Origin of the sequence: Priestia sp. RMT2NF4, assembly GCF_047872835.1 — a bacterium.
Lineage (GTDB): Bacteria > Bacillota > Bacilli > Bacillales > Bacillaceae_H > Priestia > Priestia zanthoxyli.
The window spans coordinates 315,356-334,653 of the sequence record NZ_JBLQZO010000004.1 but is presented as its reverse complement, the minus strand read 5'-3'; the positions used below and the strand labels follow the sequence as shown (position 1 = coordinate 334,653).

The following is a 19,298-nucleotide window of genomic DNA, read 5'->3' as shown; positions in this document are numbered from 1 at the left end:
ATTTACAGCGCTCAAAACTCTTTACTATCGTATCAGATTCGCTTCATTTTCAAAACTAATTTGACATGTTAAATAATAGAATTTCAGCTATTAATCTTCGTCCATGCGAAGCACAGCCATGAATGCTTCCTGCGGTACTTCAACAGAACCGACCTGCTTCATACGTTTTTTACCTTCTTTTTGTTTTTCAAGAAGTTTACGTTTACGAGAGATATCTCCTCCGTAACATTTTGCTAAAACGTTTTTGCGAATGGCTTTAATTGTTGAACGCGCCACAATTTTTTGACCGATTGCCGCTTGAATCGGCACTTCGAACTGTTGACGTGGAATAAGCTCTTTAAGCTTTTCTACAATGACTTTACCACGATCATAAGCTGAATCTCTGTGAACGATAAAGGACAGCGCATCGACCGTTTCACCGTTTAAGAGAATATCCATCTTCACAAGCTTCGAAGGCTGATATCCGATAAGCTCGTAGTCAAACGACGCGTAGCCTTTTGTATTTGATTTTAGTTGATCAAAGAAATCATATACAATTTCAGCCAGCGGAATTTCGTATACAATACTCACGCGATTAGCATCCAAGTACTGCATATCAATAAAGTTGCCTCGCTTCTTCTGACAAAGCTCCATCACAGCACCAACATAATCGTTTGGTACCATCATTGTGGCCTTCACATACGGTTCTTCCACGCGTTCAATCTTTTGTGGGTCCGGCATATTAGAAGGGTTATCTACAGACAGATGAGTCTCGTCTGTTAAATATACGTCATAAATAACGCTTGGAGCTGTTGTAATTAAATCAATTTTAAATTCACGCTCAATACGCTCTTGGATAATCTCCATGTGAAGCAGTCCTAAGAATCCACATCGGAAACCAAACCCTAAGGCCTGAGACGTCTCTGGCTCAAACTGAAGTGCAGAGTCATTTAGCTCTAACTTTTCTAGTGCTTCACGAAGATCGTTATACTTCGCTGTATCAATCGGATACAGTCCGCAGTATACCATTGGATTCAGACGACGATAGCCAGGAAGAGGTTCACTTGCTCCGTTTTTGGCAAGAGTAATCGTGTCCCCTACTCGCGTATCTCCAACATTTTTAATAGCTGCTGTTAAAAACCCTACGTCGCCAACAGAAAGTTCATCTTTAGCAACGGCTTTTGGCGTTAACACACCTAGCTCCGTTACCTCAAACTCTTTTCCTGTTGCCATCATTTTAATTTTGTCGCCTACTTTTACTCGTCCCTGTACGATACGAATAGATGCAACTACACCTCGGTATGCATCATAAAATGAATCAAAGATTAGCGCTTGAAGCGGTGCATCTGGATCCCCTTCAGGAGCAGGAACTTTTTCAACAATTTGTTCTAAAATTTCTTCGATTCCAATTCCTGCTTTAGCTGAAGCTAATACAGCTTCCGACGCATCTAATCCAATTACGTCTTCAACCTCTTGGCGCACTCGCTCTGGCTCTGCGCTCGGCAGGTCAATCTTATTAATGACAGGTAAAATTTCAAGGTTGTTATCAAGCGCTAAATATACGTTTGCTAGTGTTTGAGCTTCAATACCTTGAGCTGCATCTACTACTAGAATAGCACCTTCACACGCGGCTAAACTTCGCGACACTTCATATGTAAAATCGACGTGTCCCGGTGTGTCAATTAGATGAAAAGTATACTCTTCTCCATCTTTTGCTTTGTATTGAAGCTGCACAGCATTTAATTTAATGGTAATTCCACGTTCACGTTCTAAATCCATCGAATCTAAAAGCTGAGCTTTCATTTCTCGCTGTGTTAACGCATTTGTTTTTTCTAAAATACGGTCTGCTAATGTTGACTTACCGTGGTCTATATGAGCAATAATCGAAAAGTTTCTGATTTTCGATTGTCGTTTCAATCTTGCTTCTCTATCCATATTTTTTTCACTCCTACTGAAAATCGGCAAAATACACTAAACTAAATTATAACAACACATTCGTCAACATTCAATAAGCATTCCATTGGGGATTTTTCCATACAAAAAAGCAGAAAGAGATTCTGCTTTTAATTAAGAAGATGATGGATAGACTTAAAAGCTTTTCCTATTGTACTTTTCACGCCTTCCGCTAGACTCTGACCTAGCGAGGAGAAAAAGTTAAAAGCCTTTCGTTTTTCTAAAAGCTGCTGTTTTTCATCAATGTTCACAACTTTTTTTGAACCTAAAACAGCAGCTTCCACCTGACCATCTGACGTTTTAGACACATTAATAACATGTTCAATCGAAGGATCATTATATCCCTTCATTTTAATCAGCCCTTGCTGAGCCGTCTGCATTCCTAAAAATACGACGAACAGTAAAAAAATAGTTAGCACTACTGATTTTAAAGTAAATTTAATCATATTATTAGGCCCCTTACTTCTTTATCTTCTGTAGTACTAACCATTATGACTATATTCTGAAGAACTCATTCATCTAAAAGCGTATTAATGAGTATATGCCCCAAAGTTCTCTTGGTCCACTTCATGATGCAAAGCAGCGTTAAGTCCTCCTGCAACTACATTAGCCATATCTTCAATAAACATATCCACTTCTTTTGGCGTAACCATCAAATTATGACCTAAAGGTGCAAGCACTTCATGAATAAGACGTCTTTTTTCTTCATCGGGAAGAGTGCCAATCATACCGAGGTACGTTTGACGCTGCTCTTCATTGGGTAAATCATCCTCCGTGAGCTTCTTTTTTTCTCCAAACGTCATACCAGACGGAAGCAGCGACTTAGACGGCTTTCCCTGCTCTTTCATTTCTCGGCCGAAATGTTTTAAGATAAAGTCAATTGTATCGCTTGTAATGGACACAGCATCCACCACCGTTGGAATACCTATTGCAATAACTGGAATGCCAAGTGTTTCATAACTGATTTCTTTGCGCTTGTTTCCAACCCCAGACCCAGGATGAATACCTGAATCTGAAATTTGAATGGTAGCATTTACCCGTTCAATCGAACGAGCGGCCAGCGCATCGATTGCAATAATAAAATCCGGATTCACTTTCTTTACAACGCCAAAGATAATATCACTTGTCTCAATACCCGTCATTCCCATTACTCCCGGAACAATGGCGCTAACGGGTCTAAAGCCATCTTGCACGCTTTCAGGCTGTAACTCAAACAAATGTCTTGTAATCAACAAATTATCTACTGCCTTTGGTCCAAGCGCATCTGGTGTCACACTTAAGTTTCCAAGACCCACTACAAGACAGCTAGCATCATCTGGAATGTTGAGGCTTTTAATAAAAAAATTCAGCTCTTTAGCAAATACTTCTTCCATAGCCTCTTGCTTTTCAGTATCCTGCTCGCGAATGCCTACCGATTCAAGGGTTACATATCGGCCTTTTTTCTTACCGATTGCTTCTGCGCCCTCTTCCGTAATTTCTACCATTGAAATTTTGACACCTTGTTCTTCTTTTTCTTTTACAATTACGCCGTTGATTTCTGACTGGTTATTCGGTTTAGGCTGATTTTCTAACGCTATGTCTTTTGCTTCGACAGCTAAATCCGTGCGCACGCTATATTGACTTAAATCAAGTTCTTTTTCCATTTCTTAACCTCCTAGACAATCTTTGTTGAAATTATTGTCACCGAGGACTGGCAGATTCATGCATTTAAGAAATGAAAAGTAGAAGGAAGGGCGTAATATCAGCTACAAGCTTTTAAAGAGAGGTCTGTCATATAAAATTCCTTGTCAAGGCTATTGCATTCTGTCCTTGTGTTTGATAAAATATCTTTTGTTCTTATTGTGAAGAATGTCGAGTTCTATATAATCTCGATTGTTATCATTTCGGGAGGTGAAACGGATGCCAAACATTAAATCAGCTATCAAACGTGTAAAAACTACTGAAGCTCGCCGTGCTCATAACATTCAAGCTAAATCAGCTATGCGTACTGCAATCAAAAACTTTGAAGCTTTAGTTGAAAACAACGATGTAGATAACGCAAAAGCAGCATTTGCTGTTGCTTCTAAAAAATTAGACAAAGCCGCACAATCTGGTCTTATCCACAAAAATGCTGCAGCTCGTCAAAAATCTCGCTTAGCAGTAAAACTTAACGGTTTATCTGCATAATTGAGACAAAAACGATCCCATTAGGATCGTTTTTTTATTGCGCTCTTTTTAATAAAAACAGCTGTAAAATAAGCGCTTTATCCATTTTTCCCGTCTTCATTTCATAATCTGCCTCTGCTAAATCCTTTAAAATTCCTTTAAGCTGCTGTTCCTCAAAACTTCTGCTCTGCTGCAAAGCGATTTTCACACGAAACGGATGAACCTTAATCGTTTGAGCAATTTGCTGCTGACCGTACCCTTGACTAGACAGCTGCTTCGTATGATAAATTAAACGAAACTGCGTCGCTAACAAAGATAAAATTTTAATAGGCTCTTCGTTGTTACGCAGCAAATCCTGATACATATTTAAAGCGATAGAAACCTTTCGCTGAATAACAGCGTCAATAAGCGTAAATACGTTTTGTTCAAGCGTTTTTGCCACAAGCTTAAGCACCACTTCTTTTGTAATGACTCCTCCTTGTCCAACGTATAACACCATTTTTTCAATTTCATTTGTCACGAGCGTTACATTAAGCCCCACAAGCTGAATAAGCAGCGTTTCAGCATCTTCATCCATATTCACTCCATCTTTTGAAAGCAAATTATGAATCCACTGCTTCATTTCTTTTTCACCAAATTCGTTCGCTTCGATGTAAGCTGCTTGTTTTTTTAATAATTTTGTTATTTTTTTTCTTTCATCCAGCTTTTCATAAGGGGCTAGAAGAATTAACGTTGAAAAAGACGGGGGCTGTTCGACATATTGCTGAAGTTTTGCCAGATCATGCTCAACTTTATCTTTTGATTTTTCAGCCGTTAAAAATGCTGCATTTTTCGCAACCACTACACGCTTGTCTCCTAAAAAAGGAAGCGTTTCAGCATCTTCTAGAACTTGATCAATCGATGTCTCTTCTAAATCGTATAGGGACAAGTTAAATTCTTTATCTTCTTCATTCAACGTATAGTAGACGATTTTATCTCTAATCTTTTTACTCATAAATGCATTAACCCCGTGTATTAAATAAACGGGGGCGATATTATTTTTGGTAATACTTTTTAAGCTATCAACTGCCAACGTATATACGCTCCTCTTTTTTTATTCATCTATATTGATTATGTATAGTTACTGATAAACAAAATACAATTTCTATCGTAAAGGTGTTATGAGTTTTTGGCAACAATACAAAAGGAATTGTCTTAAAACGACAATTCCTCAGTTTATGATAAACATCAACAATATAAGCCCTAGGTTACTTATTTGTTAATGATTAAACCCTTATCTCTATTTTCTCCTCATGCTCATAAAGTATAGTTGTTAACTGTTGTCAGTTTGTGAAAACGCTTTTAAATTGTCTAGATTTTTAAAAAAAGTTAGATTATACTGTAAACAGGAGGGGTGTTAATGAACCAATTTGAAGAAAGTGTCCAAAGTAAACGCAACGACGCTGTCGATTCTGCCGTAGGATTTGGTGTTTCATTTGGCTTTTTCACTGCCTTATTTGTTATTGCAACTGTGATTCACTACTTGGGTTCGTAAAATTGCTTCAAGGCTGCTTCTTAGCAGTCTTTTTCAGTTCGTTTTTCTTACTATAGACTATGGAAGTTGCTGCGAAAACGTTCCTGACTTTTTTGTAAATTCATACATTACCCCACCATCTTCATCCGTTCGGTAAATATACACCCCGTAGCTTTTCAGAAGCTCTAATATTTCTTGATGAGGATGACCATAACGATTTTTTTGCCCCGCTGAAACAAGCGCTACTTTAGGGTTTAAATGTTGAACAAACTCTTCTGAAGTTGATGTTTTACTGCCATGATGACCCACTTTTAATACATCTGCTTTAAGGTTGGGAAAGTCTTTCAATATTCTTTGTTCTCCTTCCTTTTCTAAATCTCCGGTGAATAGCCATCTTAAATTTCCTAACTTAGCGTCTATTACAATTGAGCCGTTGTTGCTCGTTTCTTCGAAACCTGTCGGAGAAATAACCTGAAATAAGACACCTCCTTCTTGCCAGCTATCTCCTTGTTGAACAATTTGAACAGGCACGCTTTGTTTTTGAGCAGCGATCACCAAGCCAGTCTCTACGTCATTTAATTCGGCTTTTTTCCCAAGCACCAGCTCTCCGACAGCCACTTGTGAAAATAAATGCTGTGCCGCCCCTGCGTGATCATAATCGCCGTGTGTAATAATCATTTTATCTACCTTTGTCATTCCTTTTGAATGCAAAAAGGGAACAAGTACGTCTTCTCCCACGTCAAAAGAAGAACGGCGTTTTTGCCATGGTTCTTTTGGAAATGAAACGGTTTCTCCGGTATCGATCATATACACGCCTTTTCGATAAGGAAGCTCAATGATAAAGCAGTCTCCTTGTCCTACATCGACCATTGTGACCGTTCCTTTTGGATTCAAATAAGGATACATACATTGTGCGGCTAACAATGCCGCGAGAAGAAACATATAGCGAACGAAAAATTTCCCTTCTTCGACCGCCACAAATAAAGCATAAATGCATAGGTACATGCCCAAAAACAGCAAAATATGGGGTTTTCCCGTTACGAAATCAGCGGGAATCCACTCAAAAAAATCAAGCAATTTTTCACAAGCAAGTAAAAGAACATGAAGAATTTGCTCCAGCAATTCACTCACTCCCGGCAAGATGATACGAACAAAAAGAATGAGCAAACAAAGAGGTAATACAACAAGAGAAAACAACGGTACAAAAACCATATTTAATGGCAAACTGAGGAGAGATACTCCATAAAAATAGTACAACAATAAAGGAAGTGAACTGACTTGTGCAATCGCTGAAACAGCCATGAGCTGGCTGAAAGAAGAATGAAAACGAGGTAAAATTGTCTGACTCGATAAAATCAAGGCAAAACTAACGGCAAAAGAAAGCTGAAATCCTACATCAAATAAATAGTACGGTTTGAAAAGCAGCATGCTCATAAAAGCAAGGCTGATGCTATCAACCAAAAGAATTTTTCTTTGTATTTTTATCGATATAAGCATCAGCATACTCATAAAAACAGCTCGGACAACTGAAGCGCTGCCACCGGCCAAAACCATGTATACAGGAAGAAGCAAAAGTAAAAGCGTAATGGCTCGCTCGCGCGTTATTCCAATCCGAATGAGCAAATAAAAACACATCGCTGTCAGCAGGCCAACATGAAGACCTGATATGGCAAGCAAGTGTATTAAACCAAATTGCTGATAGCGCTTGATACTCTCTTCTTCGATCCCAGTACGCTTGCCGTAAATTAGTGCCTGCATAAATCCAGCGCCTGGATCCGACATGTTTTGTTGAATATAATTAATTCCTTTTTGACGAATAAAGGTAAGGTATGTAAGTGGAGTTAAGGTGGGGAGCTGGCATTTTGCCAAATCAAGTCTCTTGACGTTAAGCTGCCAATGAATAGACTGATGGTATAAATATTGCTGATAATCAAATGCATGAAGGTTGCGAGCAGATGAAGGAGAAGTTAATTGCCCTGCTAGTTGACAAACTTGATGAATCGTTAGCTTTTCGAGCTGCTGTTTCTCTTCCAGCGTTTTTAGTTTATAAAAAGCCATGACTTCTTCATTTTGAACCGTAAACTTAAAAGTAAGCTTGTCGCCGTCACTATGCGGAACAGATGAAATTTCGCCTGTAAAAGTAGAAGATTCAGCTAAAAGAACCGTTTTGTTATGGTTATTTGCCTCAGCTAATAGGTAGACGCACAAAACGCTCAACAGTGCAGAAGCAATAACCACTTTCCTCGGACATTGTAGCCATTGAAAAATGAAAAGCACGATTAGCAAAAACAGGCTTACAGCGGAATGATTATCATATACATATAAGGCTAGCATCATGCTAAAAGCACAGTAAATATAATATCCTTTCACTTTTAGCTCCTTTCTTCCTTAAAAGAAAGAGGCTTCTTACTGTTACCAAGTAAAAAACCTCTTTTACCTTTAATTTGCCGTAAACAAAGCGAGAGCTTCACGCTGTAAATTCATCACTTCTGCTTCGTCAGCTCCGCTTTTTTCTAAACGAGCGAGAACATCCGTTACAAATTGAAGCTTCTCTTTACTTTTTAAGTCAATGATTGCTTCATCAAGTTCAACTTTTGCTGTTTTCACTCCCGCCTGTTCAAATAACTCAACAGCATACGGATGATTTTTGTAATCATTAGCATAATATACTGTTTTAATTCCCGCTTGAATAAGAGCTTTACAGCAGTTTAAACAAGGAAAATGCGTGACGTATACTTCCGCATCTTCTGTCTTTACACCAAACTTAGCACACTGCAAGAGTGCATTCACTTCTGCATGGACAGTTCTTACGCAGTGGCCATCAATTACATAGCAGCCTTCGTCAGCACAATGCACGCCTCCGCTGATCGAACCGTTGTATCCTCCAGCTATAATACGTTTATCACGCACCACTGTAGCTCCAACAGCCAGACGTTCACAAGTGCTTCTTAAAGCTAGCAAATGGCTTTGTGCCATAAAATATTGATCCCATGAAATCCGGTTCATCTCATTCCCTGCCTTTTTATTTAAAACTGAATAATGATACTTTTCTCTTTCATAGTGTAGCGTTTTTTTTCCTTTTTCGTCAATAAGTCTCTACTGTACCGTAATTTGAGCTTTGATTTTTTCTAGCGACTTCTCGCCAATACCTGATACTTTTCCCAAATCCTCTACTGTTTGAAACAAGCCATTTTCCTCTCGATATGAAACGATGGCACTGGCTTTTGAAGGTCCAATGCCATTTAACGTTTGCAGTTCATCAGTGTTCGCTGTATTGATATTAACAAGGGGCTGATCATTTGAAGTTCCTGAGGAAGAAATTGAAGAAACTGGAGATGAAGGGGGGATTTCTTCTCCAGCAGCTGGAATATACACAGCCATTTCATCTTGTAGCTTGCTAGCTAAATTGAGCTGTCTTAAGTCCGCTTCTTTCGTAGCGCCTCCGGCTTGTGCTAGAGCATCTTTTACCCTTGCATCTTTCGGAAGCTGGTATACACCAGGCTTCTGAACAGCTCCTTTAATATCCACCATCACAAACGGGGAATCTTGGCTTGAAATTACTTGATTAGACGACTCTCCTTCTTTTTTTGTACCAGAAGATTCTGCCTTGATTATATCTGAGGTTTGAAGAGAACTTTCCGGTTTCTCTCCGCCTGTGCGATAGATATAAAAAGCCAACCCAACTGCTAAGCAAATACACCCAATTAGCCATTGTTTTTTTGAAAAAGTCAACTTGTACACTCCTTTGAATTTTGAAGTAACGTCATAAATTCCATTACGTCTTCATAGTGTTTAGAAGAAAAGGCTTTTGAAGGAGGGAATGAATCAGTGAACATAGGGTTTATCGGAACAGGAAACATGGGGAAAATATTAATTGATGCGTTTATTGAATCAAAAGCCGTACGTCCTTCTAAAATTACTATTATGAATCGTACAAAAAAAAGGGCCAAAGAGATTCAACAGCAGCATAAAAAAATTCATGTTGCTGATACAGCTGAAGAAGTTGTTCACGCATCCAAAGTCATTTTTATTTGTGTTAAGCCATTGGATATTCACCCCCTTTTAATAAAATTAGAACCACTGCTGACGAAAGATCACTGCATTGTATCCATTACCAGTCCAATTAGCGTAGAACAAATCGAACGCCTCATTCCGAGTCAAGCAGCTAGAATTATCCCTAGCATTACGAATCGGGCATTAGCAGGTGTTTCTCTTTTCACGTTTGGAGAAAGATGTACGCCTTTTTACCAAAATTATTTACATGAATTATTTTCATCTATGTCAAAGCCTGTGGCTATTGATCAAACGATTACCCGCGTATCATCCGATATCGTAAGCTGCGGTCCTGCATTCTTCAGCTTTTTGCTTCAACGCTTTATTGATGCAGCAGTTCAAGAAACAAATATTTCTGAAGAAGAAGCTACCGTCATGGCCAGCGATATGATTATTGGAATGGGAAAACTGTTGGAAAAAGAAATATTTACGCTTCCTACCTTGCAGGATAAAGTATGCGTAAAAGGCGGTGTAACCGGAGAAGGTATTAAAGTTTTAGAAGCTGAACTCGGAGAGATGTTTGTGCACGTATTTCAAAAAACACACGAAAAATTTGACGAAGACATTGAGCTTGTTCACAATCAGTTTGATAGTCTTATTCCATAATTTCTGTAGAAATCCTGCTTTGAAACAAAAAAAGAAGCCTCTACTCGGCTTCTTTTTTTTGCGCAGAGAAAAAGATGCGCTCACTGTTTGAAGTAGGCTTACTCATTTTGAAATCTGCACTTACTTCTATATTTATAAAACCAGCTTGGCTCAACCATGATTGATAATGGTCAATCGACCAAGTGCGCTGAGCATGCACCTCATCAAAGCGATGATATGCATCGATTTCTTCATCATAAGCAAAAAACGTAATATCATGCTCTACACGCATGTCTGTATCGTCATAGGTGCAGTTCCAAATATATGACACGTCTTCATCTACATAAGAAAAAGATTGATTTCCAAATACGTCCTTCATCTTGTACACTGAATGAACATCAAATATAAAGAGCCCACCTGGTTTTAAGTGTTTATATACACGTTGAATGGTTTCTTGAACTTCTTTATCACTTTGCAAATAGTTCAAAGAATCACAAAAGATTACTACACAATCAAACTCTTTCAATAACTCAAGTTCCGCCATGTTTTGCTGAAAAAGAGATAGCGTTACCCCTGCTTCTGCTGCCTTCTCTTGAGCTACCATAAGCATATCATCAGACAAATCAACGCCGACTACGGAGAAACCTTCTTTTGCAAATCGAACGGAGAGTTCTCCCGTGCCGCAGGCAAGGTCTAATATACTGTTAGGCTTTGTTTTTGCTTTTGCCACCTGCTGATTAAAAAATTCAGCCCAATCGTCATACGGAACGTCTGCCATTAGCTGATCATATACGTAGGCAAATTCTCCGTACCTGCTCATAGCTGTAGCTCTTCTGAACTTACAAATGGTGCATCTCCCCATAAGCGTTCTAAGTTATAATATCCGCGCTCATCTTTATGGAAAATGTGAACCACAACATCTCCAAGATCAACAAGCACCCACTTAGCCTGCTCAAACCCTTCTAAACGCTTCACAGAAATGCCTTGTTCGTGTGCTTTTTCTTTAATTTCACGAGCAATTGCCTGCACTTGTTTATCTGAGTTACCGTGACAAATAACAAAATAATCTGCCACAAGTGAGATTCCTTCCATATTTAACGCTACGATATCGATTGCTTTTTTATCATCGGCTGCTTCTACAACAAGAGATAGCAATTCACGTTCAGTCATGTGTTTGACCTCCTAAGATTAAATCATTATATGTCATCATCGTATCGGGATAAACGGCCTGATGTTTGGTCATTAAAAAAGAAATAGTATTCTTTAATGATTGAATAAGTGCTGCATTTAAGTCGGTTTTAGCTAACTCCCGCACTTCATCAACACCTGGAAATCTCCTTCCAGGTTCAATATAATCAGCAACGTACACAATTTTTTCAAGTAACGTCATGCCAGGTCTTCCGGATGTATGGTAAGCAATTGCATCCAATACTTCCTTATCCGTAATCCCTACTTCATTTCTCACTAAAAACGCGCCTACTGGAGCATGCCATAATTCGGTATTGTATTCCAATAAAGAAGGGTTCATGTTTTGATCAATAATAATTTGCTTCATCTCTTCCTTTGGACGAAACTTGGCATAGTCATGAAAAATAGCAGCCAGTTCTGCTTTTTTTTCGTCTGCTTCAAAACGTTTAGCTAATTCAATTGCTGTTTCCATTACCCCGACAGTATGAATATAACGACGTTCTGTTAACTGTTTCTTTACGATTTCTAATGCCTCAGTTCGATTCATATAATTGATTCTCCTCGATATATTGTTTAACACCAGCAGGTATAAAATAACGAATGGTTTCTTTCTTTACTACTCGTTCGCGAATAAAGGAAGAGGAGACATCAAACTGCGGAACTTCTACTTCTTTTATCGGGTAAGGGGACGTAATGGTATACCCCGGGCGCTTTACACCTACAAATGTAACCAAATTGACTAATTCATCAATTTCATACCACTTCGGCAAATATTCTACCATATCAGCACCAATGATGAAATGAAACTGATACGTTGGATATTTCTCTGTTAGTATTCTCATCGTATCATATGTATATGAAGGCTCTTTGCGCTCAAATTCAATCGGCTGCAGGGTGAATTGATCATGTTCTTCAATAGCTAGCTTTAGCATTTGTAAACGATGATATGGCTCAATAGGCTCTTTGATTGTTTTATGAGGTGGAATATATGACGGCATGAACCATATCTCATCTAATTTCAAGGCATGCAAAACCTCATTTGCCATCATTAAATGCCCCAAATGAGGCGGATTGAACGTTCCACCTAAAATTCCAATACTCTTCAACAATCCCCGACTCCTTTAATTTACTTCATTTTTAAATAGAGCGGGTTTCCCCGCTCTATTTCATTTCACTTTTGGAAGCATTAACTGCTTATTTTCACGTGATTCTTTATATAACACAATTGTATTTCCAATCACTTGTACAAGCTCTGCTTTTGTTCCTTTTGTTAATCGAGCAGCAACCGTGTCACGATCTTCGTCACAGTTTTGCAGAATGCTTACTTTTAATAATTCTCTTGCTTCTAATGCATCAGCAATTTGACCAATCATATTTTCATTGACTCCACCTTTTCCTACTTGGAAAATTGGATTTAAATGATGTGCTTTTGAACGTAAAAAACGTTTTTGTTTACCTGTTAACATAAAAACCTCCGTTGTATCTTATCTCTTAGTTAGTGTTGAAAGAACAATGTGTTCCATTGCCTCTTCGTCAGGACGGATCTTCGTCCATTTTTCAAATGCAAGTGCACCTTGCAGTACAAACATACCGACACCGTTATGAGTGCCTGCCCCTTTTGCTTCAGCCTCTTTCAAAAGCTTTGTTTTTAAAGGGTTGTAAATAATATCGCTGACTACCGCTTCTTTTTGCAATAAAGTAAGTGCTAAAGGCAGCTCATCAACGTTAGGATACATCCCCACCGAAGTGGTATTAATAATAATATCGAATGTATCTAGTTGTTTTTCCGCATCAGAAATAGACATCGCCGCCGTTTTCGTCGAAAAAGGCAGCTCGTTAGCTAGTACAGCTGCTTTTTCGACGGTACGATTGCATATCGCAATTACATCGGGAGCGTGCTGAGCTGCAATTGTATAAAAAATAGCTTTCGCAGCTCCTCCAGCTCCAATAATTAAAATTCTTTTTTGGGATAAGCCGCCTTCTACTGCTTTGAGTAAAGAAGTCACATACCCCTCTCCGTCGGTATTGTATCCAATATAACGGCCATCTTGATTAACAACTGTATTTACAGCGCCAATTGCCTTTGCTAATGAATCGACTTCATCCAAATGATTCATAATATCAACTTTATACGGAATCGTGACATTAAATCCTTGAATGTTTTTATCTTTTAGCTCTCCAATAGCTGACTCAAAATGAACAGGTTCAATTGGAAAAGCCTCATAATGCGCATCCATGTTCAGACGTTTAAAGGCATCATTTTGCATCAATGGCGATAGTGAATGCCCAAGCGGATAACCAACTAGCCCATATAATGTACTCAAGATTTTTTCCCCTTTTTGTTTAAATTAAAGAATCGCGCACAAATACGCCGACTCCTTTTGGTGCATGCGCCACAACTTTTGAACCTGACTCATTAACCGTCACCCAGCCAAGCCCTGAAAAAACAATATCCGTCTTTTCATTTTTGATTGTAAATTCATGTGCAACAAGTTCAGGAAACTCACTCATTTGCTCTGGGCGCGGCGGCTGAAGCAGTTCACCTGCTTGCTTTTCATACAACTCATCTGCTTTTTCAAGCTTTGTACGATGGATATGCAAATCATTCGATACATAACATGTTAACGACTTGCGGCCTCCCTGTACATAATCTAAGCGCGCCAGTCCTCCAAAGTATAACGTTTGCCCTTCGTTTAGCTGATAAACCTTCGGCTTTATTTCTTTTTTAGGAGAAATTAACTTTAAGTCTCGTTTATCTACATAGTGAGCCATTTGATGATGATTAATAATGCCAGGCGTATCATATAAAGACGCGCCGTTATCAAGCGGGATATCAATCATATCAAGCGTTGTGCCCGGATATTGAGACGTAGTAATAATATCTTTTTCTCCCGTTACTTCTTTAATAATGGCATTAATAAATGTCGATTTACCAACGTTTGTACATCCAACAACATATACATCTTTACCTTCGCGATAATGTTCAATGGCTTCGGCAATTTCTCGAATTCCTTGTCCTTTTTGCGCGCTCATGAGGAACACATCCACTGATTTTAGGCCAAGCTCTTTCGCTTCTCGCTTCATCCAATGAATTAGTTTATTTTTCTTTATAGACTTCGGCAGTAAATCTGCTTTATTTCCCACTAAAAGAACCTTATTATTTCCAACAAATCGATGCAAACCAGGTAACCAGCTGCCGTTAAAGTCAAAGATATCTACAACTTTTACAACCAAACCGTCCGTTTGACCAATTCCATTTAAGATTTTTAAAAAATCATCGTCTGTTAAGGAAACATCTTGTACTTCATTATAATGCTTCAAGCGAAAGCATCGCTGGCAAATAATAGCTTCTTTTTCTAATGCTGATTTTGGAGCGTAGCCAAGTTCATTCGGTCGTTCTGTTTGAATCTCCACTCCGCATCCTACGCACTGTATTTTTTCTTCACTCACGTTTTAATCCTCCCAGTTAATCATACCTTTTCGTTTCATCCAACCTAAAATTCTTCGTTCCATTTTACGGTTAAATTTCGTTACAAATCCATCTGTTTGCGCAACTGGTACAACCAAAACCGTATATACGCCTAGGCGATTTCCTCCTAATACATCCGTTAAAAGCTGGTCGCCAATGACCACAACCTCATCTTTTTGCAGCTCCATATCACGAAGAGCTCTTCTAAATGCTTTACGCATCGGTTTGCGTGCTTTATATACAAATGGAAGTCCAACTGGATCTGAAAACAGCTTGACTCGTTTCTCCACATTATTCGATACAATCGTAATTTTAATTCCACTATCTTTCATTAACTGAAACCACTCAATTAATTCCGGAGTGGCATCAGGGCGATCCCATTCCACCAACGTGTTATCTAAGTCGGTAATAATTCCTTTTATCCCGCGCTCTTTCAAATCGTCTGGCTTAATTTGAAACACGTTTTTCACATGTTCATTTGGTAAAAAAAGTTTCAACACGTATCATGCACCTCGAATATATAGTTACATACTAAAATTAACGCCGTCTATCATTATAACGACTTCTTGTTATTTTCCAACCTAAAATTTTATTCTCTTCAAAAACAGGTCTTTTCTTAGTATAAAGGATATGCCTTGTGAATGCTTTAACTTTATACAGAAAGTTATTGACAAAAGGCAGTAAACCTCCATTTGTTCGTGAGCTTACGATATATTTACCCACTGCAAACTTAAAATAAAAAATAGTGCAGAAAACGTTTATTACTTATCAAATAGGGTAAGTGGTAAACAAATTCTGTTAAAAGTTTTCGACAAAAAATGATAACCCCAACTATGTGGATAAGGTTATACACATTATCCTCTGTTATAGTTCAGCAATTAATGGTAATTATAAACAACATACCCACATTTTATCCACCGAAAGCTGTGGATAACAGAACGATTGTTCCTTTATTTGATTCATGTTAGATTATAAATAAGGAATTTATTAGCATTTAAATATAACTTTTTAGGATATTTATTTTAGTAGGAGGTGGCGGCAATCTTATGAGAAAATTATCAGATGAGCTGCTTATTGAGTCATACAGCAAAGCAACCGAACTGCAATTAAGTCCTGATTTTATAAAATTAATTGAAGAGGAAATTGAAAGAAGATCATTAAAGATTAGCATACAAATTCCTTCTTAACGAATAAAAGAGCCTTCTTAATAAAAGAAAGCTGCATCTTCATTTATCTATCTACTCTTTTATTATATAGGCTCTATTTTTTCAAATGAGCAATTGGTTCTCCACATTTTACGTAAGAACCTGAGTGGACGTTAGAATCAAAAGTGATTGAGTTCTTCTCAAATAATAAAATGACAGTCGAGCCAAACGTGAAGTAAGCCATTTCTTCCCCTTTTTCGACTACTTCTTTTTTAGAAACCGCTTCAATGCTGTTTATAAACATGGCTCCTACTTTTACCATCAGCATGTGACCATTTTCAAATGTTAACTCCGTGAGCTTCCGGAAATTTTTCACAAGCGGTTCTTTCCCATACTTGATTCCTAATGAATTTACTGGATAAGACTTTTGTCCAACGGTCCACGTATTCCCTACTTGTGCTTTAAGAGGACTGTGAATGCGATGATAGTCTTTTGGACTAAGATAGAGGATGATAAACTGTCCTTCTATATATTTTTCAAGAATGAGATCATTTGAAACCATTTCCTGTATAGAATAAGGTTTGTTTTTTACAATCATTTCTTTTTGAGGCGTAATGACTCCATATGCTTCTATCTTTGCATCTACAGGACTGACAACGCTGTCTTTCTGCTGATCGACCGGACGGGCAGAGGGCTTCAAACGACGAATAAATAGCTCGTGTAAGTTTTGATAATGATGCAGAGGCTTGTCCATTTCTTCTTTATTTACTTTAAAAACTTTTGTATAGGAGGGTATAATAAACCGACTCCATTTAGAGAAAGTGAATTTTCGAATGAGCTTCGATGATCCCTGGTGATTCGTAAGCTCAATAAACGTTCGATACAGGTGCTGCAACAATAATTTTACCTCCACATACTGAATAGTTCTTTACTAGAATAAGGTTTGCGTCTACAATGAAATTACCATTATTTTTACCTTTAGTTCATTCCATCCTTTAAAGGAGTGAGGAAATTGTTTTTATTAGACTATCTAGATCATACAATTAAAAAGCTGAGATCCCAAGCGGCAAACTCCTTAACGATTGTTAATTTAAGTTTAGGAAGCTTTGCTATTTTATTTGTCATGAAAAATGAATTGAACTTAAGTTTATTACTAATTTTTTTAGCAGCGTTAGCAGACCGATTCGACGGCATGGTAGCCAGAAAGCTGCAAATTGAATCTGAACTTGGAAAACAACTGGACTCCATGTGCGATATTATATCATTTGGCATCGCTCCAGCTCTACTACTTTATCAAAGTATTTTATCTCACTTTGGTGCTGCAGGTTCAATTGTTACCATCTGTTACATTGCTTGCGGAGCACTTCGTCTTGCCCGCTTTAACATCACAGAAAATACTGGGTATTTTACAGGGCTCCCTATTACCGCAGCAGGTTGTTTATTAACTCTTAGCTACTTGGGCGTCCCTTATTTGCCTTCACACTTTTATATGTTTTTAATTATCGTACTCGCTTGCTTGATGATTAGTACGTTCAAGCTAAAAAAAGTATAGAGCTCCATTTACTTTTACAAAGGAATATTATCATCTTGCTTCTTTTCTTAATTATAGAATAAATCATCTTCTTTAAGAAACAAAGCGAAAATTCCTTAAGAATTCTTAAAAATGAATGGTTCTATTCGGTAGGATATGTCATCTAAAAAAACTCATGCACATGCATGAGTTTTTTTTAACACCAGCAGCTAAAAAACCAATAGAAGCTTCCGAAAATTAATAACAGAACAAATAGAACAATCAACAATCCAAGTCCCCAGCCGAACCCTCCTCCGCATGGGTAAGCTGGATAATTAGGATAACAGCAGCCTCCGTAACCGTACATACTCTCCCTCCTTACACTATGAACTACTACTAGCGTATGTACATACTTTTTCTCTGTATAGGCTAGTAACTATCTCTAAAGAAAAATCTGTGGACTTTTTCAAACTCTCTTGTCCCTGGGGGGAATTTTAAACGTACAGGCAAAGACATCCTTCTTTTTACATATAGTGTAATGTTAGTCTCTCACAGGTTGATATCCCCTTATGGAGGTGAAGAGATGTCTGCATTATTTACCGCACTAGGCTATTTCTTTAAAGAATTGGTTTTCCTTGTTTCCTACGTAAAAAACAATGCGTTTCCTCAACCCTTGTCTGCTGCTGAAGAAAAGAGATATTTATCTTTAATGGAACAAGGAGATCAAGAAGCGCGAAACCTTCTTATTGAACACAATCTCCGACTCGTTGCGCATATTGTTAAAAAGTTTGAAAACACGGGAGAGGATGCGGAAGATTTAATTTCAATTGGGACAATCGGTTTAATTAAAGCAATCGAAAGTTATTCGCAAGGAAAAGGAACAAAATTAGCTACTTATGCCGCACGCTGTATTGAAAATGAAATATTGATGCACTTGCGAGCGCTCAAAAAAACAAAAAAAGATGTGTCGCTGCATGATCCAATTGGCCAGGATAAAGAAGGAAATGAAATCAGTTTGATTGATGTATTAAAATCAGAATCAGACGATGTAATTGATATGATTCAACTAAATATGGAATTAGAAAAAATAAAAGAATATATCGATATCCTCGATGATCGAGAAAAAGAAGTAATTGTTGGCCGCTTCGGTTTGGATTTGCAGGATGAAAAAACCCAGCGAGAAATTGCAAAGGAATTAAATATTTCAAGAAGTTATGTTTCACGAATTGAAAAGCGAGCGCTGATGAAAATGTTTCACGAATTTTACAGAGCCGAAAAAGAGAAAAAAAAGAGCGGAAAGAAGGAGAATTAATCCTTCTTTCCGCTCTTTTTTTAAAATAATTTCCAAATGATAATCCGCAGCAAACACATCATTACTCCCCCTACTAGTCATTTAGGTGGAATCTTTCTCCACAAGCAGCCATACAACGATATATCCTTTTTGATTAATCATCATTCATCCACTCCTTTCCACTATTCAAATTAGAAATGACGATAAAATTCATACTTGCGGTCTTTTATTTCTTCTTCTAATTGTCTTACATACTGTTCATGCTTAATTTCTTCCTCTGAGTATTGACGGGACTTTATGGTAATAGTTAAAAAGAAAATATTCAGTGTCATTCCAATCACCTCCTTATACAAAAAAAACCACAGTTATGCATAAGCATCCTGTGGCTGAAAGACAATAAAAACCACAGGGCTACTATTCGCACCTGTGGTGAATTAACGTGTTTTAACGATCAAGGTAAGAAAGTT

The 19,298-nt window shown here is 37.9% G+C and carries 24 protein-coding genes; 6 read left to right on the top strand and 18 right to left on the bottom strand.

Going from position 1 to position 19,298, the window contains the following annotated elements; all coding sequences use genetic code 11:
• Positions 1–90 precede the first annotated feature (90 nt).
• The 3 genes from lepA to gpr all read right to left on the bottom strand — a co-directional run bounded on the left by lepA (position 91) and on the right by gpr (position 3,575).
• Positions 91–1,914 (bottom strand): translation elongation factor 4, encoded by a 1,824-nt coding sequence (gene lepA, locus ACMX9J_RS19240; protein WP_013059246.1) that lies wholly within the window; start codon positions 1,912–1,914, stop codon positions 91–93.
• A 128-nt stretch (positions 1,915–2,042) separates the two neighbouring features.
• On the bottom strand, positions 2,043–2,378 hold the full coding sequence (locus tag ACMX9J_RS19235) for a YqxA family protein (protein ID WP_416226104.1): 336 nt from the start codon (positions 2,376–2,378) through the stop codon (positions 2,043–2,045).
• A gap of 84 nt (positions 2,379–2,462) precedes the next feature.
• Positions 2,463–3,575 (bottom strand): GPR endopeptidase, encoded by a 1,113-nt coding sequence (gene gpr / locus ACMX9J_RS19230; protein WP_028411658.1) that lies wholly within the window; start codon positions 3,573–3,575, stop codon positions 2,463–2,465.
• A 256-nt stretch (positions 3,576–3,831) separates the two neighbouring features.
• Here gpr and rpsT point away from each other — a divergent pair, with 256 nt between their 5' ends.
• Positions 3,832–4,098, top strand: coding sequence for a 30S ribosomal protein S20 (rpsT, locus tag ACMX9J_RS19225; RefSeq protein ID WP_013085065.1), 267 nt, complete (start codon positions 3,832–3,834; stop codon positions 4,096–4,098).
• A gap of 34 nt (positions 4,099–4,132) precedes the next feature.
• On the opposite strand, the gene holA is transcribed toward rpsT, so the two are convergent.
• Positions 4,133–5,149, bottom strand: coding sequence for a DNA polymerase III subunit delta (gene holA, locus ACMX9J_RS19220; protein WP_047749824.1), 1,017 nt, complete (start codon positions 5,147–5,149; stop codon positions 4,133–4,135).
• A gap of 327 nt (positions 5,150–5,476) precedes the next feature.
• Between holA and ACMX9J_RS19215 the strand changes: the two genes are divergently transcribed.
• Complete coding sequence (locus tag ACMX9J_RS19215) at positions 5,477–5,611, top strand: YqzM family protein (RefSeq protein WP_013059251.1); 135 nt, start codon at positions 5,477–5,479, stop codon at positions 5,609–5,611.
• A gap of 57 nt (positions 5,612–5,668) precedes the next feature.
• Here ACMX9J_RS19215 and ACMX9J_RS19210 read toward each other — a convergent pair whose 3' ends face one another.
• From ACMX9J_RS19210 to ACMX9J_RS19200, 3 genes are all read right to left on the bottom strand, one after another.
• Positions 5,669–7,960 carry a DNA internalization-related competence protein ComEC/Rec2 gene (locus ACMX9J_RS19210; RefSeq protein ID WP_416226103.1) on the bottom strand — a complete coding sequence of 764 codons (2,292 nt, stop codon included), beginning with the start codon at positions 7,958–7,960 and terminating at the stop codon, positions 5,669–5,671.
• A gap of 69 nt (positions 7,961–8,029) precedes the next feature.
• On the bottom strand, positions 8,030–8,596 hold the full coding sequence (locus tag ACMX9J_RS19205) for a ComE operon protein 2 (RefSeq protein WP_028411661.1): 567 nt from the start codon (positions 8,594–8,596) through the stop codon (positions 8,030–8,032).
• Positions 8,597–8,686: 90 nt separating this feature from the next.
• Entirely contained in the window at positions 8,687–9,322 is a 636-nt protein-coding gene (locus ACMX9J_RS19200) for a helix-hairpin-helix domain-containing protein (RefSeq protein WP_028411662.1), read from the bottom strand.
• A 96-nt stretch (positions 9,323–9,418) separates the two neighbouring features.
• Here ACMX9J_RS19200 and comER point away from each other — a divergent pair, with 96 nt between their 5' ends.
• Positions 9,419–10,249, top strand: coding sequence for a late competence protein ComER (gene comER / locus ACMX9J_RS19195; RefSeq protein WP_025750559.1), 831 nt, complete (start codon positions 9,419–9,421; stop codon positions 10,247–10,249).
• Between the two features lie 40 nt (positions 10,250–10,289).
• Here the strand turns inward: comER and ACMX9J_RS19190 are convergent, their stop codons facing one another.
• From ACMX9J_RS19190 to ACMX9J_RS19155, 8 genes are read right to left on the bottom strand one after another with little or no spacing between them, the layout of a single operon-like run.
• Entirely contained in the window at positions 10,290–11,048 is a 759-nt protein-coding gene (locus tag ACMX9J_RS19190; RefSeq protein WP_367071613.1) for a class I SAM-dependent DNA methyltransferase, read from the bottom strand.
• The gene (gene rsfS, locus ACMX9J_RS19185; RefSeq protein WP_013085071.1) at positions 11,045–11,398 is read right to left on the bottom strand and encodes a ribosome silencing factor; all 354 of its coding nucleotides are present in this window, start codon (positions 11,396–11,398) and stop codon (positions 11,045–11,047) included. Before rsfS ends, ACMX9J_RS19190 begins: the two co-directional genes overlap by 4 nt.
• Positions 11,391–11,963 carry a bis(5'-nucleosyl)-tetraphosphatase (symmetrical) YqeK gene (yqeK, locus tag ACMX9J_RS19180; protein WP_028411664.1) on the bottom strand — a complete coding sequence of 191 codons (573 nt, stop codon included), beginning with the start codon at positions 11,961–11,963 and terminating at the stop codon, positions 11,391–11,393. The genes rsfS and yqeK overlap by 8 nt, the downstream gene beginning before the upstream one ends.
• Positions 11,950–12,522 (bottom strand): nicotinate-nucleotide adenylyltransferase, encoded by a 573-nt coding sequence (locus tag ACMX9J_RS19175; RefSeq protein WP_025750563.1) that lies wholly within the window; start codon positions 12,520–12,522, stop codon positions 11,950–11,952. The genes yqeK and ACMX9J_RS19175 overlap by 14 nt, the downstream gene beginning before the upstream one ends.
• Positions 12,523–12,582: 60 nt before the next feature.
• Positions 12,583–12,882 carry a ribosome assembly RNA-binding protein YhbY gene (gene yhbY / locus ACMX9J_RS19170; RefSeq protein WP_013059260.1) on the bottom strand — a complete coding sequence of 100 codons (300 nt, stop codon included), beginning with the start codon at positions 12,880–12,882 and terminating at the stop codon, positions 12,583–12,585.
• 18 nt (positions 12,883–12,900) lie between these two features.
• On the bottom strand, positions 12,901–13,740 hold the full coding sequence (gene aroE, locus ACMX9J_RS19165; protein ID WP_224980544.1) for a shikimate dehydrogenase: 840 nt from the start codon (positions 13,738–13,740) through the stop codon (positions 12,901–12,903).
• A gap of 19 nt (positions 13,741–13,759) precedes the next feature.
• Positions 13,760–14,866: a ribosome biogenesis GTPase YqeH gene (yqeH, locus tag ACMX9J_RS19160; protein WP_028411666.1), complete on the bottom strand. Its 1,107-nt coding sequence runs from the start codon at positions 14,864–14,866 to the stop codon at positions 13,760–13,762.
• A gap of 3 nt (positions 14,867–14,869) precedes the next feature.
• Positions 14,870–15,382, bottom strand: coding sequence for a YqeG family HAD IIIA-type phosphatase (locus ACMX9J_RS19155; protein WP_013059263.1), 513 nt, complete (start codon positions 15,380–15,382; stop codon positions 14,870–14,872).
• A 549-nt stretch (positions 15,383–15,931) separates the two neighbouring features.
• Between ACMX9J_RS19155 and ACMX9J_RS19150 the strand changes: the two genes are divergently transcribed.
• A complete protein-coding gene (locus ACMX9J_RS19150; protein WP_013059264.1) occupies positions 15,932–16,072 on the top strand; it encodes a sporulation histidine kinase inhibitor Sda in 141 nt (46 codons plus the stop codon).
• A 73-nt stretch (positions 16,073–16,145) separates the two neighbouring features.
• Here ACMX9J_RS19150 and ACMX9J_RS19145 read toward each other — a convergent pair whose 3' ends face one another.
• Positions 16,146–16,928, bottom strand: a complete 783-nt coding sequence (locus tag ACMX9J_RS19145) for a phosphatidylserine decarboxylase (RefSeq protein WP_028411667.1) — start codon at positions 16,926–16,928, stop codon at positions 16,146–16,148.
• A 114-nt stretch (positions 16,929–17,042) separates the two neighbouring features.
• Here ACMX9J_RS19145 and pssA point away from each other — a divergent pair, with 114 nt between their 5' ends.
• Positions 17,043–17,582: a CDP-diacylglycerol--serine O-phosphatidyltransferase gene (pssA, locus tag ACMX9J_RS19140; protein WP_013059266.1), complete on the top strand. Its 540-nt coding sequence runs from the start codon at positions 17,043–17,045 to the stop codon at positions 17,580–17,582.
• A 175-nt stretch (positions 17,583–17,757) separates the two neighbouring features.
• Here the strand turns inward: pssA and ACMX9J_RS19135 are convergent, their stop codons facing one another.
• Entirely contained in the window at positions 17,758–17,907 is a 150-nt protein-coding gene (locus ACMX9J_RS19135) for a hypothetical protein (protein WP_014458166.1), read from the bottom strand.
• Positions 17,908–18,123: 216 nt separating this feature from the next.
• On the opposite strand from ACMX9J_RS19135, the gene sigK reads away from it, so the two are divergent.
• Positions 18,124–18,852: an RNA polymerase sporulation sigma factor SigK gene (gene sigK, locus ACMX9J_RS19130; RefSeq protein WP_013059268.1), complete on the top strand. Its 729-nt coding sequence runs from the start codon at positions 18,124–18,126 to the stop codon at positions 18,850–18,852.
• A gap of 170 nt (positions 18,853–19,022) precedes the next feature.
• On the opposite strand, the gene ACMX9J_RS19125 is transcribed toward sigK, so the two are convergent.
• Entirely contained in the window at positions 19,023–19,163 is a 141-nt protein-coding gene (locus tag ACMX9J_RS19125) for a YrzI family small protein (RefSeq protein WP_014458165.1), read from the bottom strand.
• Positions 19,164–19,298 lie beyond the last annotated feature (135 nt).